At 39.2% G+C, this 18,607-nt stretch carries 17 protein-coding genes and 1 tRNA gene; 8 read left to right on the top strand and 10 right to left on the bottom strand.

What is annotated here, in order from left to right; translation table 11 throughout:
• The 4 genes from KTV93_RS02440 to proS form a co-directional block, all read right to left on the bottom strand.
• Positions 1-744 carry a transporter gene (locus KTV93_RS02440; protein ID WP_218249745.1) on the bottom strand — a complete coding sequence of 248 codons (744 nt, stop codon included), beginning with the start codon at positions 742-744 and terminating at the stop codon, positions 1-3.
• Positions 744-2,072, bottom strand: coding sequence for an Nramp family divalent metal transporter (locus KTV93_RS02435; protein ID WP_218249744.1), 1,329 nt, complete (start codon positions 2,070-2,072; stop codon positions 744-746). Before KTV93_RS02435 ends, KTV93_RS02440 begins: the two co-directional genes overlap by 1 nt.
• A 105-nt stretch (positions 2,073-2,177) precedes the next feature.
• Entirely contained in the window at positions 2,178-3,461 is a 1,284-nt protein-coding gene (locus tag KTV93_RS02430; protein ID WP_218249743.1) for an OmpA family protein, read from the bottom strand.
• Positions 3,462-3,584: 123 nt separating this feature from the next.
• On the bottom strand, positions 3,585-5,060 hold the full coding sequence (proS, locus tag KTV93_RS02425) for a proline--tRNA ligase (protein ID WP_218249742.1): 1,476 nt from the start codon (positions 5,058-5,060) through the stop codon (positions 3,585-3,587).
• 142 nt (positions 5,061-5,202) lie between these two features.
• Between proS and KTV93_RS02420 the strand changes: the two genes are divergently transcribed.
• Both KTV93_RS02420 and KTV93_RS02415 read left to right on the top strand, forming a co-directional pair.
• Positions 5,203-6,165, top strand: a complete 963-nt coding sequence (locus tag KTV93_RS02420) for a DUF3300 domain-containing protein (RefSeq protein WP_218249741.1) — start codon at positions 5,203-5,205, stop codon at positions 6,163-6,165.
• Between the two features lie 25 nt (positions 6,166-6,190).
• Positions 6,191-7,591 (top strand): OmpP1/FadL family transporter, encoded by a 1,401-nt coding sequence (locus KTV93_RS02415; RefSeq protein ID WP_218249740.1) that lies wholly within the window; start codon positions 6,191-6,193, stop codon positions 7,589-7,591.
• A 57-nt stretch (positions 7,592-7,648) separates the two neighbouring features.
• Here the strand turns inward: KTV93_RS02415 and KTV93_RS02410 are convergent, their stop codons facing one another.
• A complete protein-coding gene (locus KTV93_RS02410) occupies positions 7,649-8,341 on the bottom strand; it encodes a ZIP family metal transporter (RefSeq protein ID WP_218249739.1) in 693 nt (230 codons plus the stop codon).
• A 42-nt stretch (positions 8,342-8,383) separates the two neighbouring features.
• The gene (locus tag KTV93_RS02405; protein ID WP_218249738.1) at positions 8,384-9,121 is read right to left on the bottom strand and encodes a class I SAM-dependent methyltransferase; all 738 of its coding nucleotides are present in this window, start codon (positions 9,119-9,121) and stop codon (positions 8,384-8,386) included.
• Between the two features lie 134 nt (positions 9,122-9,255).
• Between KTV93_RS02405 and KTV93_RS02400 the strand changes: the two genes are divergently transcribed.
• From KTV93_RS02400 to prmA, 3 genes are all read left to right on the top strand, one after another.
• The gene (locus tag KTV93_RS02400; RefSeq protein WP_218249737.1) at positions 9,256-10,431 is read left to right on the top strand and encodes a THUMP domain-containing class I SAM-dependent RNA methyltransferase; all 1,176 of its coding nucleotides are present in this window, start codon (positions 9,256-9,258) and stop codon (positions 10,429-10,431) included.
• A 118-nt stretch (positions 10,432-10,549) separates the two neighbouring features.
• Positions 10,550-11,557, top strand: a complete 1,008-nt coding sequence (locus tag KTV93_RS02395) for a glycosyltransferase family 2 protein (protein WP_425256090.1) — start codon at positions 10,550-10,552, stop codon at positions 11,555-11,557.
• A 146-nt stretch (positions 11,558-11,703) separates the two neighbouring features.
• Complete coding sequence (prmA, locus tag KTV93_RS02390) at positions 11,704-12,531, top strand: 50S ribosomal protein L11 methyltransferase (protein WP_218249736.1); 828 nt, start codon at positions 11,704-11,706, stop codon at positions 12,529-12,531.
• Positions 12,532-12,558: 27 nt separating this feature from the next.
• On the opposite strand, the gene KTV93_RS02385 is transcribed toward prmA, so the two are convergent.
• A tRNA-Arg gene (locus tag KTV93_RS02385) sits at positions 12,559-12,632 on the bottom strand.
• A 46-nt stretch (positions 12,633-12,678) separates the two neighbouring features.
• Between KTV93_RS02385 and KTV93_RS02380 the strand changes: the two genes are divergently transcribed.
• From KTV93_RS02380 to KTV93_RS02370, 3 genes are read left to right on the top strand one after another with little or no spacing between them, the layout of a single operon-like run.
• Positions 12,679-13,725, top strand: a complete 1,047-nt coding sequence (locus KTV93_RS02380; protein WP_218249735.1) for an ABC transporter substrate-binding protein — start codon at positions 12,679-12,681, stop codon at positions 13,723-13,725.
• Between the two features lie 51 nt (positions 13,726-13,776).
• Positions 13,777-14,421: a monofunctional biosynthetic peptidoglycan transglycosylase gene (gene mtgA / locus KTV93_RS02375; protein WP_218249734.1), complete on the top strand. Its 645-nt coding sequence runs from the start codon at positions 13,777-13,779 to the stop codon at positions 14,419-14,421.
• Positions 14,422-14,439: 18 nt separating this feature from the next.
• On the top strand, positions 14,440-16,473 hold the full coding sequence (locus tag KTV93_RS02370; protein ID WP_218249733.1) for a site-specific recombinase: 2,034 nt from the start codon (positions 14,440-14,442) through the stop codon (positions 16,471-16,473).
• Here the strand turns inward: KTV93_RS02370 and KTV93_RS02365 are convergent.
• From KTV93_RS02365 to KTV93_RS02355, 3 genes are read right to left on the bottom strand one after another with little or no spacing between them, the layout of a single operon-like run.
• Positions 16,451-16,744: a hypothetical protein gene (locus tag KTV93_RS02365; protein ID WP_218249732.1), complete on the bottom strand. Its 294-nt coding sequence runs from the start codon at positions 16,742-16,744 to the stop codon at positions 16,451-16,453. The two genes, KTV93_RS02370 and KTV93_RS02365, sit on opposite strands and share 23 nt — an antisense overlap.
• A 3-nt stretch (positions 16,745-16,747) precedes the next feature.
• The gene (gene recF / locus KTV93_RS02360; RefSeq protein ID WP_218249731.1) at positions 16,748-17,827 is read right to left on the bottom strand and encodes a DNA replication/repair protein RecF; all 1,080 of its coding nucleotides are present in this window, start codon (positions 17,825-17,827) and stop codon (positions 16,748-16,750) included.
• 3 nt (positions 17,828-17,830) lie between these two features.
• Positions 17,831-18,586: a UbiA prenyltransferase family protein gene (locus tag KTV93_RS02355; RefSeq protein ID WP_218249730.1), complete on the bottom strand. Its 756-nt coding sequence runs from the start codon at positions 18,584-18,586 to the stop codon at positions 17,831-17,833.
• Between the last annotated feature and the right edge of the window lie 21 nt (positions 18,587-18,607).

Genomic DNA, 18,607 nt, shown 5'->3' with positions numbered 1-18,607 from the left:
CTATTTTAGCCTGAAGCGGTACGAAGCGCCGCAGGATAAAAAATAGCGGGGTGATAAATGGGAAATTCCAATTCCGGCAGAAGCATCAACCTGAAAATTATTACTAAACAGATAAGTGAAGCCGGTATCGAAACGATGATCTGGCGGTTGAAATTCATTAATAAATCCATAAAATTCGGCAAAGCCGCCAAACCGCTCATTAAATGAATAGGAAGTTGAAACCGTATAAATTCCGGTGATATCTGGGTTTTCGCCGTTCCACTCTGCACCCAGATTGTAACCCAGACTTAATCGGTCCGATAAGGTGTGCTGAAAAAGAAATCTGAATGAAGGGGCAGGATGCGGTGTTTTATAATTTGAAGATGCAAGTCTGTTTGCCGTCAGGTGACCTAGAAAAGAAATTTTTGGAAAAAACACCTTTTCGTCTGCAAGTTTAACCTTAAAACCAAATGTCAGCGGCGGAATGCCAGACTTTGTATCAGAAGAGGCGATTTCCGACATGAATTCTGTGCCAATTCTCGCTTCAAAATTTTCATGAATTCCGTATTTCCACAAAACGGTAGGATGGGAGAATGATTTAGATTCTTTCCCGGTCCTTTCATAAAAAAATCCGGTTTCAATGTGCAGGTGACCTTTCGGAGTAATTGATGTTGATTCCGTTTGGTCAGGTCTGTCGGTTTGAATACTTTCCTGAGCATTCACCAATCCAAAAGGCCATAATAAAACAAAAAATTTTATTTTCATTACCCAAAAAATGTTTCGATGAGGAGGTATAAATTCAACAAGATGATTATAATGGCAATTATCCATACCGTTATCTGCAGCCATGGCTTGTTTACGAATTGTCCCATTTTTAATTTAGATCCGGTAAACATAACCAAAGGAACGACCGCAAAACTCAACTGCATTGAAAGGATAACCTGACTTAATACGAGTAAATCGGTAGTACCTTTTTCGCCGTAAAGAATGGTGACAATAAGTGCCGGAATTACAGCGATTAACCGCGTAATCAATCTTCTTAACCAGGGTTTCAGACGAATATTCAGAAATCCTTCCATCACGATTTGCCCAGCCAGAGTCCCGGTAAGTGTTGAATTCTGCCCTGAAGCCAGTAGTGCAACTGCAAAAAAGATGCTTGCGAAAGTAGTTCCTAAAATTGGTGCAAGCATTTTGTGCGCATCATGAATGTCCGCAATATCCTGATTCCCTGTGGTGTGAAACGTAGCTGCAGCAACGATCAATATTGCGGCGTTGATGAAAAAAGCTAAGAATAATGACGCTGTACTGTCGATCGTGGCGAACTTAATCGCTTCTTTTTTTCCTTCGTTAGTCCGTTCGTAGTTCCGGGTTTGAATGATGCTGCTGTGTAAATATAAGTTATGCGGCATCACGGTAGCACCCAGAATCCCTATTGCAATATAGAGCATCGAAGGATTTGTAATGACTTCTTTTTGAGGAACAAGACCGCTTAGAATTGGGAATATATCGGGTTTGCTGAGAATTATTTCATAAATGAAACAGCCTAAGATCACAAAAATCAGCCCTGCCACGATGCTTTCGAGATATCTGAAACCTTTGGCCTGAAGAAATAAGATAAGAAATACATCTACGACTGTAATAACCACTCCCCATGTTAATGGTATCCCAAAAAGGAGATTAAGGGCAATTGCAGATCCTATCACTTCTGCCAAATCACATGCGGCGATGGCAATCTCGCAGAAAACCCACAGGATGAAGTTGGTGGTGGGATTAAAATGGTCGCGGCATGCCTGTGCTAAGTCCCGTTCAGCTACGATTCCCAGTTTCAATGATAAATGCTGAAGAATGATTGCAAACAGATTGGAAATTAAAATAACAGACAATAATGTATAACCAAACTGTGCGCCGCCCGCAATATCAGTGGCCCAGTTTCCAGGATCCATATACCCTACGGCCACCATAAGCCCAGGTCCGGCAAAAGCAAAGAGTTTTCGCCAAAAACTCGCGTCTTTCGGAATGTTGATGCTTGAAAATACTTCAGGCAGGGAATTTGAGTGTTTTTCCCGCTGCCAACCACTATTAGATTTTGGCACAATTGTTAGATTAGACTAACAAAATTAAATAAATAAATCTAATTCGCAAATTTCAACAAAAAAAAATCCCGACTATCTGCCGGGATTCATACAAATCTTAATTAATTATTTTGCAAATCTTACTGCCATCTTACGGTCAACTGCACGTTCGGCATCAGAAGCTGTAGCTGCAACAGTAGCAAACTGGCTTCCGTAACCTTCGGCACCAATCACCTGAGCACCTACACCCGCTTTTTCCAAAGCAGTTTTAATATAATTTGCTCTCGCTGTGGATAGCTTCACGTTAGCTGCTTCGTCCCCAACCTTATCTGTGTAACCTCCGACTTTTATCTTAGCATCAGGATAAGCTTTAAGAATCGCCACCAAATTATCCAACTGAACCTGGGATCCATCTTCTAGCTCTGTAGAAGAACCCATTTTAAAGTTTACTTTGTCAAAGGTGTACCATGCATCTTTAAGTGCTGCATCATCCGCTGCATTTGTATATCCACCGGACTTAAGGAAAGAAATCATTGAATCTTCCATTCCGCCTCTGTATCCTTTCAGAGCTACACCGTTCAGATCAATATCTTCATCTGTTTTTGTAACGGTAACCGCTGAAGAATCCATTGGCATCATATCAGCAGAGTCTGTAACTACAGAGGTAGAATCTGTCATGGTTGTGGTCTGATTAGCCGGCTGGTTGCACTGTTTCCAAAGGAACCAGGCAGCGAGAGCCAATAGTAATAATGGTAAAAGCCATTTCCAGATGGATCCGGCATCTTTATCATCAGTACGGTCAACATTTACATGAGTATTACCACCTCGGTTTACTTCAACTTTTGGGTCGTCATAAGAAGTTACCTTTACCTTTTCGGTTTCCACAGCAGTTTCGCCGCTCCAATTTCCTAAACCGAGGGACGCTAATGATAGTCCTGCAGGAAGTAGGGAAGAAACAATGCCTTTCTGATCAGCTAACAGACTAGAAAGACCGTTTCTGTCAAGATTATTATCTGCCGAATACTTACCTAGTGAACCTAAAGCAGCACCAGTAACCATATTGAGTAGAGAACCCGATGTGGAATTGCTTACTCCGGAAAATCCAGAAACAGCATTAATCAATCCATTCATTTTATCTCCAAAGATGGCAGACAGAACGGTGGTGATTAAAGAATTATTAGATGAGCCTCCTAAAAGATTGCCGAGCAAACTTGTAGAATTGGCACCTGTAATAGCATCCAATAGTGTAGACTGGTTAGCATTATTTGCCATTCCACCAACAACCGCAGGCAATAAGCCGCTTATTGCTTTGGAAATTCCTGATTCACTTTCTCCATACTGCGTAGCAGCCTGAGAAACCAATGCCGGACCTAACTGTCCCTTGATAAGATCGATAACATTTAATGACATAATAGTTTATTTTAAAATTTAACTTAATAAATCCATGCAAATATTAATCCAAAAAGGCTTTAAATTATATAATTTATATTTAAATTAACACTTTAATGTCATTTATTTAACCAGTCAACGATGTTAATAGGATTTTGCGAAAATAACACGTTGAGTTGAAGTTTTTCCGGAAATCATTGAGATGCCTTCTTCCAGTTCATTATCTAACGGAATACATCGGATCGTCGCTTTTGTTTCATTTTTGATCTGCTCTTCCTCTTCAGCAGAACCATCCCAGTGAGCTGAAATAAAGCCGCCTTTTTCTTCCAGTACTTTTTTGAACTCTTCGTAAGTTTCAACTTTTGTGATATGTTCTTCACGGTAATTCAGCGCTTTCTTATAAATATCTTCCTGTATTGTTTTAAGAAGATTTTCAATATAAGTACCGAGATTTTCAAGAGGCTGGGTTTCTTTTGTTAAATTGTCTCTTCTGGCAATTTCCACAGTTTTGTTTTCAAGATCTCTGGCACCTAGTGCAATTCTTACAGGAACACCTTTAAGTTCGTATTCTGCGAATTTCCAGCCCGGTTTATTTTCGGTCCGGTTATCATATTTTACAGAGATACCTTTTGCTTTAAGTTTAGTCTGAATTTCATAAGCAACTTCGTCAATCTGCTGCAGCTGTTCCTCGCCTTTAAAAATAGGCACAATAACAACCTGAATTGGTGCTAACGAAGGAGGCAGTACTAACCCTAAATCATCAGAGTGAGTCATGATCAATGCACCCATCAGTCGGGTAGAAGTTCCCCAGGAAGTTCCCCATGCGTGCTCTATCTTTCCTTCTCTGTTTGTGAATTTGACATCGAAAGCTTTTCCGAAATTCTGCCCTAAGAAGTGTGACGTTCCTGCCTGAAGGGCTTTTCCGTCCTGCATCAATGCTTCAATACAGTAGGTTTCATCTGCGCCGGCAAATCTTTCGGATTCGGTTTTAATTCCCTTAATTACGGGTATTGCCATGAAGTTTTCGGCAAAATCTGCATAAACGTGAAGCATCTTTTCAGTTTCCTCAACCGCTTCTTCTTTTGTTGCATGTGCGGTATGGCCTTCCTGCCAAAGGAATTCCGCCGTTCTCAGGAATAAGCGTGTTCTCATTTCCCAACGCACAACATTTGCCCACTGATTGATTAGTATCGGAAGATCGCGGTAAGACTGGATCCAGTTTTTGTAAGTGTTCCAGATGATGGCTTCGGAAGTAGGACGAACAATCAGTTCTTCTTCGAGTTTAGCTTCAGGATCGACGATCAGTTTTTTCGGATCATTCGGATCGGTTTTCAGTCGGTAGTGGGTAACAACCGCACATTCTTTGGCAAAACCCTCGGCATTTTTCTCTTCAGCTTCAAATAAACTTTTGGGGATAAAGATGGGGAAGTACGCATTTTCATGCCCTGTCTCCTTGAACTTACGGTCCATTTCATCGCGCATTTTTTCCCAGATCGCATAACCGTAAGGTTTAATCACCATACATCCTCGAACCCCGGAATTTTCTGCCAGATCCGCTTTTACGACCAATTCATTATACCATTTACTGTAATCTTCGGCTCTTGAAGTTAATTTTGCCATTATATTTATCTTTGATTTAACTTTTGTGTAATACTTCTATCTAATCTAAAAAGTGTATTTTTACTCAAAATTTAGCCGTGTTAATGGTATAATTTTGGTATAAAGTGCAAATATAAATCAAATTAAAACTTTTCACCTTATCATGAAAAAAATTACTTATAAAAATTTACCTCAAATCCTGAAATCACAAGCGGTTTTGGCGGTTGCAGGAGGTTTAATTTTAATGTCCTGCGGTTCGCAGATGGGTGGGTACAGCGAAACCGATGGTGTTTACTACGATCCTAACCGAGATACACTACCTGAAGGAACCGTGATGAACAGCGGTAACAGGGTTGGTGAATATTATGATTATCAGGCAACTGATGATCAGAACAAATATTTGAATGCAGATAACCGAAACGAACAATGGAAGGAGCAAAACTCCGACTGGGGCAGCTATTCGGGAACTGATACCTATTATAATGACACCTGGGGATATCCGTACGGAATGTATTCCGGATTTGGATGGGGAATGAATTTCGGTTTCGGATCATATTGGGGATACGGAGGTTACTATAGTCCGTGGGGTATGGGATATAATCCTTGGTACGGTTACTACAGTCCTTGGTATGGTCATTACAGCCCCTATTACGGATACTATAACCCGTATTTCGGATATAATCCTTATGGTTATTATTCGCCTTACGGTTCCGGTTACGGAAACTACAACAGCTATAATGGTGGATTCACATACAAAAGAAGTGGGGCAGATGGGGCCTTCAGAAATTCTTTACGAAATTCCAATGACCGTGTAAATACCAACGCAAACTCTGGTTTCAGAAATGATAATCCAAGAATGAATCAGAATCAACAGAATAATCCAAGATTCAATCAGCAGAATAACGGTACGCAGCCAAGACTCAGAACTACTCCGCAACCAGCGACCACGCCAAGACAAAATACGCCGAGACAGAGTTCCCCAAATTACAGTGAACCAAGAACCAGAACGAATTCTAATGACGGCGGGGGTTTCCGTTCAGGCGGTAACAGCGGTGGAGGATTTAACAGCGGATCATCGAACTCTAGTTCGGGTTCAACCAGATCAGGCGGAGGATTCAGAAGATAATATATTTAAAAACTTATAATTTAAAATGATTAAAAATTCTTTAATAGTTTTAACACTTTCTGCCGCATATTTTGTGAATGCGCAAGATGTTTCGACTCTTAGAAATACAGCTGAGGTATACTCTAACTCATCGTTGAATGGCTCTTCGAAATACAATGCAATGGCCGGATCTATGGGGGCTTTAGGTGGAGATTTCTCAACGCTTAATTCAAATCCTGCGGGTATCGCTGTAAGTATTGCAAGCGAATTTTCGGGGACTTTAGGGATTGAAGCGAATAAAAATACCACTTCATATGCTGGGAAATCTGCTGATTACAAGGTAAATAATACTGATTTAGGAAATGTAGGCGGAATTGCTGTTTTTCCTGTCACCGGCTCGACACCCTGGAAATTTGTAAATGTAGGAGTAAATTATTCGAATCAGTCGATTGAGAATTATTCTGAAACTCCCGGCAACAGCAATATTATCTATGAGATTAGGGATGCTGATAATTTGCTTGTTGATGAGCTTCAGTTTGCAGGACACGCTTATAACCGTTATGGGAATCTTTCGAAAATGAGCATTGGAGTTGGAGGTAACTACGATAACAGAATTTATGTTGGAGCAGGACTAAACTTCCATAATACTATTTTGGACCAGTATGATTCTGCCGCGTTTACCAATAATGAAAATATTACAGACGTTTACAATAAGCAGTACACGCCTTTCTCCGAATCTGCAAATGGGTTTTCTGCTTCGGTAGGAATTATCGGCAAAGTAAGTCCACAGTTTAGATTAGGAGCGTCACTCGAAACCCCAACTTGGTGGAGTATTGCAAGAGTTTACAGCGAATATGAAAATCCTGTTGACGGAACTTATACTGAAGACCGTAAACTTTCATCGCCAATGAAAGCGACCTTAAGTGCGGCTTATGTAGCTAACAAAAATTTCGCGATTAATGTTGATTATTCATTAGGCATTACTAAACCAAAATATAAAGTTTATGGAAATGCAGAGACTGAGCTGAATAATTTCTTTACTGATAACTCCAGAAATCTTTCAGAAGTTAAAGTTGGCGCGGAATACCGCATTGCTGCTTTCAGATTAAGAGGCGGTTATGGGTTTGCTTCCAGTCCTTTTGATTCAGTTTCGATCAGCACTTTGTCGGATAACGGCACTGCGTCTAATACTTCTTACGACAACTTGATTTTAGGAAAAAGAAATACGTTGGGCTTAGGAGTTGGATATGATTTCAAATCCTTCTTTATCGACGCAGCATATCAGAATGTGAATTCTGAGTACAGCAGCCCGTTTTTACAGGGCTCAGCGTCGAACAATACCGGTTATTTTTCAAACAATTATATTGTTGAGTCTGATGCGTCAATTGTATCAAATGTAGAGAATAAAAAAGATAATTTCTTTCTAACACTAGGCTGGAAGTTTTAATTCCAGAATTAAGTGAAATAATGATGGGAGGCTTCGGAGAAATCCGGAGCCTTTTTATTAATGGTCATGGAACAAATGTCCCACCAGCGCTAAAATTACGCCGCAAATCACCATCAAAATCTTACTCCAGTCGATATTGTGATTCTTATTGCTTTCGAAAATAATTACCGACGAAATGTGGAGGAATATACCCCCTACCAGCGCCAGAAAATAAACTTTGTAATCAGGATTAAAGTAGTTTCCGGTAATTAATCCCAGTGGTGATGCAATTGCAAAACAAGCAATGATGAGCCACGATGTGGTCGTAAACTTCTGTTTCTGAATTAGAAAAGCCCCTAAAACAAACGAAATCGGAAGGTTGTGAAACAGAATGCCCATTAAATAAGGATTGAAAACATCGGTTTCATTTGCGAGCGGAATTCCTTCCAGAAAAGCATGAATAAACATCCCGATCATCAGAGCGGCTGGTAAAATATTTTTCTCTTCGTGGTGGTGGTGAAAGTGCCCGTGTTCAAACCCTTTCGTTAGATTTTCAAGCAGCATTTGTAGCAAAACACCGGCGATTACAAAGATTCCGATATTCGGATTTGCTTCTGCATAAACTTCTGGGAAAACGTCGTTCAGACAGATTGTTATTAAAAAACCTGCACTTAAAATCAAAAGATTTTTCGCGAATTTCTGTTGTGCTCCAAAATATTTTCCGAGAAATACTCCCGCCAGAACACTAAGTATTAAGAGAAATATGATCATAAATCTATAAGGTTTTTATGGTTTTACCGGTTGAGGTTAGTTTTAAATCTTCCGGAATACATTAATGCATCTGGGCGATTTTTGTAAATCGAAAGTTCCCAGGTTATAATCCCCGTAAATTTTTATGCGCTGAAATCCAAATTCTTCCGCATAAGCGCCAATTTCCTCTAATGTATGAAGTTTAACCTTCTCGAAAAAATGAAAATCCTCGCCCTGATCTTTAAAAATAATATCTTTAATAACGTGGTGGTCTTCAATTCTTTTTGAAATATGAAAGTCGATGTCTGCTTTTGTAATTACTGCCTCCGGGATCAAAGTGTTTTTCACCCACTGTTCGTTCAGAAAGTCCAGAACAAAAAAACCGTCGGCATTAAGTGCCTCACTTACAGATTGAAAAATTTTCTTGTCTTCAACGTCACTCTCGAAATATCCGAAACTTGTGAAAAGATTGAAAACCGCATCAACTTTCACTTTCGAGACTTCCGGAAAAATGGGGTTTCGCATATCGTGAACCTTAAATTTCAGGGAATTATTTTCGAAATCGATGTTCTGCGCAATGCTTTCTTCAGACAGATCCAAACCTAAAACTTCAAATCCCATTTTGTTCAGAAATACAGAATGTCGTCCCTTTCCGCAAGCTAAATCAATAATTTTTGAGTGTTCGGGTATCTGCAAATCATTGATTAGCAATGTGATGAAGTTCTCTGCTTCTTCGAAATTTCTATCCTTGTAAAGAATGTGATAATAAGGGGTATTAAACCATGTTTCAAACCATGCCATTGTGCAAAAATAACTAAATTTGCAGTTCGCTAGCTACAAATCAAAAAGATTTCTTTTTTTAAACACTGTCCGTGTCTTTCATTTCGGACTGAAGTTTTAAAGATAAACTTTGTAAAAGCAGAGCTCAAATAAATATGGATACAGAAAATTTAAAGATACAGATCAAAACGTTTTTCGGATTAGAAGAAGTTTTGGCAGAGGAAATCAAGAAACTCGGCGGTACGAACGTGGAAATTAAAAACCGTGCGGTAAACTGCGAAGGTGATCTTGGTTTTCTATATAAAATCAATTACTCCGCGAGAACTGCGCTTAAAATTATGATACCTGTGCTTACCTTTAAAGCCTGGGACGAAAGCCGTTTTTACGACAAACTTTTTGCTTTTCCGTGGGATGAATATATGGATGTGGACCAAACTTTCGCAATTGACGCGACGGTTTATTCCGATCGGTTCAGACATTCGCAGTTTATGTCGCAGAAAATGAAAGACGCGATCGTGGATTATTTCAAATTCAAGCACAGAAAACGCCCTAATGTTGACACTCAGGATCCTGATATTAAGTTCCATCTGCATATCGACCGCGAATTGGTAACGATCTCTTTAGATTCGGCAGGTGATCCTTTATTCAAGCGCGGTTACCGAAAAGAACAGGGTGAAGCTCCAATTAATGAGGTTTTGGCCAGCGGAATGTTACAGCTGGCAGGCTGGGACGGAAAGGGTAATTTTCTTGACCCTATGTGCGGTTCCGGAACTTTACTCATTGAAGCCGCTATGATTGCAATGGATTTACCCGCGCAGATTTTCAGGAAAAAATTTGCTTTCCAGAACTGGAAAAATTATGATGCTGAACTTTTTCAGAAAATAAAAGAAGTAAGAATAAACCGAGTTAAGGAATTTACAGGAAAAATTGTTGGATACGACATCGATTCACAAATGCTTAACGCTGCTCACATCAATGTAGAAGCTGCCGAAATGGAGGATGTTATCGACGTGAGAAGACAGGATTTCTTTGATTCTAAGAAAGAACTATTCCCGCTTTTAATGGTTTTCAATCCGCCTTACGATGAAAGAATTGAAATCCATGACGACGAATTCTACAAAAAAATCGGTGATACTTTCAAGAAAAATTATCCGAACACGTTGGCGTGGTTAATTTCTTCGGATTTGGATGCTGCCAAGAAAGTTGGTTTAAGACCTTCACGAAGAATCAAACTCTTCAACGGAAAACTGGAATGCCGTTTTCTTCAGTTTGAAATGTATGAAGGAACAAAGAAAATTCATAAACTAGAAGGCCGAGAAGGAGATAGTTAAGTGAGGATAAAGTTGAATTTATGTTTTGGAATATTTTAGATATCATTTCTAATTTTTTGCGACTTATTAGTTTATTACCAGATAAACAGGACGATGACGCAACTGAACATTTTAAAAAATGAGATTGCACACCATTTCAATAATCATCGCCATTTTCAACCGGAAAGACGAACTTTTCGAGCTGCTGAATTCACTGTCCCACCAAACGGACAAAGATTTTGAAGTGATTATTGTAGATGACGGCTCACTGATTGATTTAAGACATACCACTGAACTTTTTAAGGGAAGTTTAAATATCCAGTTTTATCGAAAAGACAATTCCGGTCCCGGTTTATCGCGGAATTATGGCGCAAGAAGAGCCAAGAACGACTGGCTCGTTTTTGTGGATTCCGATGTGATCGTGGAGAAAGATTACATCGAAAATATCAAAAAAAATATTACAGACATTCCCTGCGACGCTTTTGGAGGCGCCGACAAAGCCCACAAAGGTTTCAACCTGATGCAGAAAGCGATTTCGTATTCTATGACTTCGGTTTTTACCACAGGAGGAATCCGAGGTAGTAAAAAAGCGGTCACCAAATTCCAGCCGCGAAGTTTTAACATGGGCGTCAAAAAATCAGCGTTCCAGGCTGTGGGTGGATTTTCAGAAATGCGAATTGGCGAAGACCCGGACCTTTCCATGACACTTTGGGAGAATGGTTTTACCACGGCTTTTTTTGATGATATCGGGGTTTATCATAAGCGGCGCGTCGATTTTGGGAAATTCTCCAGGCAGGTTTATCAGTTTGGTTGTGCAAGACCTATTCTTAACCTGCGCCACCCAAATTACGTGAAAATCTCATTTGCGTTTCCATCCCTGTTTCTTATTGGTTATGTTTTGGGATTCATCGAATATTTTCTGCTTCAGAAAGGATTTATCCTTGCGATGTATGGCTTATACACGGTGCTCGTATTTTTTCACGCGCTGTATAAAACCAAAAATATCAGCATCGCTTCATTCGCGGTTATCTCAACTTATATCCAGATGTTCTCTTACGGCTATGGCTTTCTGAAATCCTGGATTTTGCTCAATATCTTCCGCCAGAAACCTGAAGACGCATTTCCTGCGCATTTTCACAGGAATTAATTTGGGCGCACATTTCCGGCTTTCACTACTCGCTTTTTTCGGGCGGCGGCGAAGCCGCCGCCCGAAAAAAGCTCAAACATGCCGTTCAATCCGGGGCGCAGTTCCCTTTATCAATAGAAATTAGTTATTTTTACAAAAAATTTACCATGAACAATTATTTAGAATTCAACTTTAATATATCACCACTCCAGCCCTGGAACGAAATCCTGATGGCAGAACTCATCGAAATCGGTTTCGAAAGTTTTACGGAGGAACACAACGGAATTCTGGCTTATATCCAGAAGGACCTTTTAGATGAAAAACAACTTAAGGAAATTAACATGTTTTCAAATGAAGCTGTAGAAATTTCCTACACCTATCAGGAAATGCCCAATATCAACTGGAACGAGGAATGGGAAAAGAATTTTGAGCCAATTAATGTAGAGAATCAGGTTTCCATCCGGGCAGAATTTCATTCAAACCAAAACCTCCCTCACGAAATTATTATCCAACCTAAAATGTCTTTCGGAACGGGACATCACGCAACAACCTATCTTATGATTCAGCAGATGCTCGATATGGATTTCGAAAACAAAACCGTTCTCGATATGGGTTGCGGAACTTCGGTTCTCGCGATTTTCGCAAAGCAGAAGGGCGCAGGAAAAACCGTTGCCATCGATATAGACGAATGGTCTGTAGAAAATTCGAAGGAAAACGCAGAAAGAAACAATGTTGATCTTGATATTTCTCAGGGAACTGCGGATAATTTAGGTGCCGAAAATTTTGATATAATTCTGGCTAATATTAACCGGAATATCCTTATTTCAGATATTCCTACCTACGTTTCGATATTAAATAACGGAGGACAACTGCTGCTTTCGGGATTATGCTTCTTCGATGTTGATGATATTCTGGAAGTTTGTAATGAGCAGAAACTTACCCTGAAAAGAAAACTGCAGCGTGAAGAATGGGTTTCCCTGCTTCTGGAAAAATAAAAAACCCTGCTTAATGCAGGGTTTCTGTGACCTCGACAGGATTCAAACCTGTAACCTTCTGAGCCGTAATCAGATGCGCTATTCAGTTGCGCCACGAGGCCTTTTTTTAGGTCTGCAAATATAACACTTTTTTATTCCTTTCAAAAAATGAAACGTACTTTTTTTGCATTTTTATTTCTATTTCTGCTTTTGTCGTGTAAAAAGGAAGAAAAATTTACGATAAACGACTGGCAAAAAATTTCGGAAAATGTCGCATTCAAAAGTGACGGCGATTTTGTAAAGTTAAAATCAGGTAAATTTAATTACAATATTCCTGTTTCGAAACTGCCTTTTAAAAAAGTAATGTTACTCAATGCAAGTCTGGTCGGATACTTTACAGAATTGAGTTTAGAAGATAGAATCATCGGAATCTCCAGTCCGGAGTATGTTTATTCGGAGAAAATTCATAGTCTCATTTCAGAGGGAAGAATTCAGAACATCGGAAACGAGCAGAAATATGATGTCGAAAAAATTATCGCACTAAAACCCGACGCGGTCTTCACGAATTATATTGCAAGTTTTGACAATACCTACGATCTCATCAGAAAAAACGGAATCGAAATTATTTTTCTGGATGAATATCTGGAGCAGAATCCTTTGGAAAAATCCAAATATCTTATGGTTTTCGGAAGACTTATAGGTCCTGAAAAAGCTTCAGCTGTGCGGTTTAAAGAGATTCAGAGTTCCTATGATTCCCTGAAAACGTTAGCTCAAAAAGCACAGAACAAACCTGTTGTTCTTGCCAATGAAATGTACGGAAACCAATGGTTCTTACCCGGCGGAAAAACAAATTTAGCAACACTGATTGCAGATGCAAATGCTAAATATATTAACGCTGAAAACTCCCGTTCGAAAGCAGTTCCTTTAAGTTTTGAAGAAGTTTTTGCGAAATCTCAGAATGCTGAATTTTGGGTGAATGTGGGAAACCATAAAACAAAGAAAGAACTATTACAAATCAACCCGAATTATACGAAAATGAATGTATATCATCACGGAAAACTCTACACCGTGAGCGGGAAAGAGAAGGGAAGTGCGAATGATTTTTTCGAAAGCGGAGTAGTCCGTTCTGATTTAATTCTGAAAGATTACATCAAAATTTTTCATCCCGAATTGCTGCCCGATTATAATTTAACATACCTGAAGCCCCTTAAATAATTAATATTTCTATTTTTGCAGGCAATTAATAATGCTCATCACCCGAAGTTTATGTGGAAGAAAATCAAAAAACTCATCTTTATACTCATTCTCGCGAATATACTTTTTATTGTATGGGGTAAATTCTTTAATCCGCCTGTTACGATCACCCAGATTGGAGGTTTGCTTCAGTACGGAAAGCTGAAAAGAGATTATGTATCCTATGACGAAATGGGCAGTCTTGTAAAAAAAGCAGTAATTGCTTCAGAGGACCAGGCTTTTTTCAGTCATACAGGTTTTGATTATAAAGCCATTGAAAAAGCAATGAAGCATAATGAACAGGGCAAAAAACTGCGTGGCGGAAGTACCATTTCCCAGCAGACTGCTAAAAATATTTTTCTTTGGCAGGGCAGAAGCTGGATCAGGAAAGGTTTGGAAGCCGTTTATACCTTCATCATTGAACTTGTGTGGGGCAAAGACGTGATTCTGGAAAGATATCTGAACTCAATAGAAATGGGACGCGGAGTTTTTGGAGTTGAAGCTGCATCTGAATATTATTTCAACAAAAGCGCCATAAATCTCACGAAAAGTGAGGCCGCCTGGATTGCCGCCATCCTGCCTAATCCAAAAAAATATGATCCCAAAAATCCATCTTCTTACCTCAAGCGGAAACACAGCTGGATCATGCGGCAAATGAATAACGTAAGTTTGAAATAAATTATCTTTGTAGGGAATATGCCTTTATACAAAAGAAATAAGACAGATTTTAATACCCTTCTTTCCAAGTATTTCAGTTTCCGTAACGAAACGAAATCTTTGGAGCCGCTTTCTGAATTGATGCTTAATCTGCGTGCGTCTGATTTTGAGGAAATTCTTGATTTTCTGCGTACAAATCCCGATGTTACTGAGAATTTTGCGTTCTATATCAACCATGTCTTTGAAGGAAAACCCTTTAATCTTTCGCTTACCGAAGCTAATATTTTATCGGAAAACGCTTTTTTTCCTGAGTTTAAAAAACGACTGCTGAATAAAATTCTGCCGGCCGTGGAACATGAAAATACGGTTTGGTTTCTCGTAGATGCCACTTCTGTACGGCCAACAAAGGATTTGCAGTATTTCCAGAATCTTCCGGAGGAACAACTGAGTGAGTTTTTCCGTCTGCTTCGGATTGATGATTTAATTTTAAGGCCTAAAGTGAAAAAAGAGCTGCTTTTTTCAATGAATATACTGGCGTGGCGCGTGATCGGGAATGCGATGGATGTAGAAGTTGTCAATATGGCTCCTGAATACCGTAATTTCGATAATCCTTTTTTGGCGCTTCAAAATGAACTCGACCGACTTAATGAAAATTACGCTGAAAATCCTGATTTCACCCTCAATTCCAAAGATGTACATTATAAGCAGATAAAAGTGTATTTGGAGCAATGTCTTGATTTCGTGACACTAGCCTTCAAAAACTCCGCGAAATACGGAATTTCCAGCAAAATCAACCAGTCGCTTATCAAAATCAGGCAGCAACTGAACCGCATGAGCGATATTCATAACGTGATGGTGATTGATGAGGAAGAAGATGTTGTGCACAAATCCAAACAGCTGTTTTTCCATATTCTGGATTATAAATCACATAAGAATAATCTGGTCGATTTGGTGTCAGACAGTACGACGCTGATGTCTCACCTGATTACCAATCACACAGCCGAAACCGGAACACACTACATTACCTCGTCACGCAGGGATTATATGAGCATGTTCCTGAAAGCCAGCGGCGGTGGAATTATAGTAGGTTGTCTTGTGGTTCTTAAACTTTTTTATGGCTCGCTTCCCGGAAGCGATTTCTCTCACGCCATTTTATATGCCACCAACTATGCGATGGGATTTATCATGATTTATCTGATGAGTTTTACATTAGCGACCAAACAGCCTGCGATGACTGCAGCAACGATGGCAAAAGTACTTTCGGAAGGTGAAAACACCCAGAAAAACTATGTCGATTTTGCGCATTTGGTTTCCAAGGTTTTCCGGTCGCAGTTCATTGCATTCATGGGTAATGTGGCATTGGCTTTTCCGGTAGCGCTTGCGATTATTTATGGACTTGATGTTCTCTTTCAGCAGAATTTTGCGGCAGAAAAAGCTACGAAAATTCTTCAGGATCATGATCCGTTTCATTCCAAAGCAATTTTCCACGCGTGTATTGCAGGATTCTTTCTCTTTATTTCAGGGATTATTTCCGGGAATATCGGCAACAGTTCTGTATTTTACAGTATTCCGAAAAGAATCGCAAAAAACCCTTTTCTGAACTACTTTCTGGGTAAAAAAGCAGCGGAAAACATTTCAGATTACTATGCCCGAAACTCCGCCGGTATCATCTCCAATTTCTGGTTTGGTGTCTTTCTCGGAATTACAGGTCCTGTAGGGCTTTTTCTAGGCTTGGATCTCGACATCCGCCACATTACTTTTGCTGCAGGAAATATTGCTTTAGGCTTTTATGGTAAAGGATTTGTGGTGGATTCTTACACCGTATGGATTTCGGTGATTACCGTCTTTTTGATTGGTTTCTTCAATTTTGCAGTAAGTTTCGGACTTTCGATGGTATTGGCTTTCCGTTCCAGAAAGGTGAATTTTGGCGAGGTGACCGAAATTTATAAGGAAATTTTCAGGTATTTCATGAAGAATCCGCTGCGCTTTTTCCTGCCGCTCCGCTCAGATCTGGACGACAGCGCGAAAGAAATGGTGGATAATACCGTGGTTACAAAATCTGAAGATCGGTAATATTTTCTTCGCCGAATTTTTCTTTAAACTTATTCAGAAAGAAGGTTTTCCGCATTCTGAAATCATTTTTCAGAAGCGGAGATTTTATCCTGATTTCTAAAATTTTTTTATTCAGATTTACAGATTCAATTTCATTGGAAAGTGCTTCGCTTAGATACTCGCTGAGAAAATCCTTAATTTCAAAAGCAAGCAGTTTATCTTCGAAACCATGAATTCGGGCAAATGATCTTACCAGTTCGGAAGACTGAAATTCGCGCTTTTTCTTTTTCATGGTTTAAATTTCAAAAATTTTCGATTCTTCATTAATCTTTTTCACCACTTTTTCGGTGCGTTCCAGATTGGTATCCGTAATGAAAATCTGTCCGAAATGCTCCTGATTCACGAGTTCAATCAGCTGCGAAACCCGCGTGTCATCAAGTTTATCGAAGATATCGTCTAAAAGAAGAACCGGCGTTTTTGCCGTAAGTTCTTTAATTCTGTTCATTTGGGAAAGCTTCAGCGCGATGAGAAAAGATTTCTGCTGACCCTGGCTACCGATTTTCTTCAGCGAATTACCGTTCATCTCAAAAACCAAATCATCCTTATGAATTCCTGTTGAAGTATAAGTGAGCATTCTGTCTTTTTCGGAATTTTCCTGCAGAAGAGTCCCGAAATCATTTTCCTGCAGATGCGACTGATAAATTACCGTAACCTTTTCGTTTCCGTTGGAAATAATATCGTAATACTGCTGAATCAGCGGGACAATGGAATCGGTAAACTGCTGTCTTTTTTCAAAGATTTTTGTACCGAATTTGATCAGCGGTTCATTGTAAATTTTGAGATTTTCTGCATCGAAATAGCGGTTTCTGGCAAAATTTTTCAGCAGTGCATTTCTTTGCTGCACCGTTTTCTGGTACTGAATCAGGTTGAAAAGATAATCCGAATCAGTCTGCGAAATCATGGCATCCAGAAATTTTCTTCGGCTTTCTCCAGAATCGGAAATCAGGTTAGAATCGTAAGGCGAAATTATTACGCTGGGCAAAAATCCGATATGATCGGCAATTCTGTCGTAGGATTTATCGTTCTTTTTTATGATTTTCTTAGCCTCTTTCGGCATCTGAACCTTGATGATATTTTCTTTTTCACCATCAGAAATTTCGCCTTCAATAGCGAAAAAATCTTCATCCGTTTTAATATTATTCAGATCCGTGTTTCCGAGAAAACTTTTGGCTACGGAAAGATAATGCAACGCATCGAGAACATTGGTTTTTCCCACCCCGTTGTTTCCTACAAAACAGTTGATTTGGGGTGAAAATTCAAAGGATTTTTCCTGATGGTTTTTAAAATTGATGAGATGCAGCTTCCGGATAATCATTTTTCAAAAATACTTCATTAAAATCAGAAATAAAAGCGGCAGACCTGAACAACTTTCCACGCCAAAAGAAAAGTAAGAATCTTTATTAGCGTTTTCTGAGAAATATATTAAAATGAAAGTAATTATTGAAGTGGTGAATAAAGCCAATGCATAATCAGTTTTCAAAAATACTACCGCCAGAATCATGCTTATAAATACCATTATATAGGCCATGAATTTGGTATTCTGTACTCCAATAAGCTGTGGGAAAGTGATCACCGTGTCATCTTTCATATCGCGGATATCAAAAGGAAGGACCAGCGCGCTTACGAATAAGAGACTGATGATGAAGATTTCGGGATGAAATTCGGGTACGATAAGCCAGGAATTAATTAAAGCCCACGTTAGTCCGACATAGAATACTTTAAGCAAAGGAATATTTCTGATTTGATTTTCAATAAATGCTGAATTGTAAACTAAACCGAGGACAACGATTATGCCCCATTTTAAAAGTCTTATTTCATTATGGTTTAAGAGGATTAAAACCGCAGAAAAAATGCCGCAAAGTATATTAAAGATCAGAATTCTGGTAAAAAAACGGTGTCGCTGGTACTTGGTATAAAGATAGCCGCTGAAAAATGTGATGAATATTAAAATCACTGTAGGGAAGCGGAACAGGTTTTGCTCCAGCATGAAAAATACTGCCAAAAAGGTTCCCATCACAGAAACATATATTTGGCTGTCGATAATGTATTTTTTTAGTAAATTTAAAAACTGCATCTGCGCAAATTTAACCAATAA

Source organism: Kaistella faecalis, from assembly GCF_019195395.1.
Taxonomy (GTDB): Bacteria; Bacteroidota; Bacteroidia; order Flavobacteriales; family Weeksellaceae; genus Kaistella; species Kaistella faecalis.
Note: the sequence above shows the minus strand (reverse complement) of the source record. Positions and strands in the feature narration are given on the sequence as shown.

What these genes read in the sequence shown, in the direction of transcription:
- KTV93_RS02415 (WP_218249740.1), top strand. Translation starts at nt 6,191, where the DNA reads ATGATTAAAAATTCTTTAATAGTTTTAACACTTTCTGCCGCATATTTT.
- mtgA (WP_218249734.1), top strand. Translation starts at nt 13,777, where the DNA reads ATGTGGAAGAAAATCAAAAAACTCATCTTTATACTCATTCTCGCGAAT.
- recF (WP_218249731.1), bottom strand. Translation starts at nt 17,827, where the DNA reads ATGATTATCCGGAAGCTGCATCTCATCAATTTTAAAAACCATCAGGAA.
- KTV93_RS02365 (WP_218249732.1), bottom strand. Translation starts at nt 16,744, where the DNA reads ATGAAAAAGAAAAAGCGCGAATTTCAGTCTTCCGAACTGGTAAGATCA.
- KTV93_RS02400 (WP_218249737.1), top strand. Translation starts at nt 9,256, where the DNA reads ATGGATACAGAAAATTTAAAGATACAGATCAAAACGTTTTTCGGATTA.
- KTV93_RS02440 (WP_218249745.1), bottom strand. Translation starts at nt 744, where the DNA reads ATGAAAATAAAATTTTTTGTTTTATTATGGCCTTTTGGATTGGTGAAT.
- KTV93_RS02380 (WP_218249735.1), top strand. Translation starts at nt 12,679, where the DNA reads ATGAAACGTACTTTTTTTGCATTTTTATTTCTATTTCTGCTTTTGTCG.
- KTV93_RS02405 (WP_218249738.1), bottom strand. Translation starts at nt 9,121, where the DNA reads ATGGCATGGTTTGAAACATGGTTTAATACCCCTTATTATCACATTCTT.
- KTV93_RS02420 (WP_218249741.1), top strand. Translation starts at nt 5,203, where the DNA reads ATGAAAAAAATTACTTATAAAAATTTACCTCAAATCCTGAAATCACAA.
- KTV93_RS02395 (WP_425256090.1), top strand. Translation starts at nt 10,550, where the DNA reads ATGAGATTGCACACCATTTCAATAATCATCGCCATTTTCAACCGGAAA.
- proS (WP_218249742.1), bottom strand. Translation starts at nt 5,060, where the DNA reads ATGGCAAAATTAACTTCAAGAGCCGAAGATTACAGTAAATGGTATAAT.
- KTV93_RS02410 (WP_218249739.1), bottom strand. Translation starts at nt 8,341, where the DNA reads ATGATCATATTTCTCTTAATACTTAGTGTTCTGGCGGGAGTATTTCTC.
- KTV93_RS02430 (WP_218249743.1), bottom strand. Translation starts at nt 3,461, where the DNA reads ATGTCATTAAATGTTATCGATCTTATCAAGGGACAGTTAGGTCCGGCA.
- KTV93_RS02370 (WP_218249733.1), top strand. Translation starts at nt 14,440, where the DNA reads ATGCCTTTATACAAAAGAAATAAGACAGATTTTAATACCCTTCTTTCC.
- KTV93_RS02355 (WP_218249730.1), bottom strand. Translation starts at nt 18,586, where the DNA reads ATGCAGTTTTTAAATTTACTAAAAAAATACATTATCGACAGCCAAATA.
- prmA (WP_218249736.1), top strand. Translation starts at nt 11,704, where the DNA reads ATGAACAATTATTTAGAATTCAACTTTAATATATCACCACTCCAGCCC.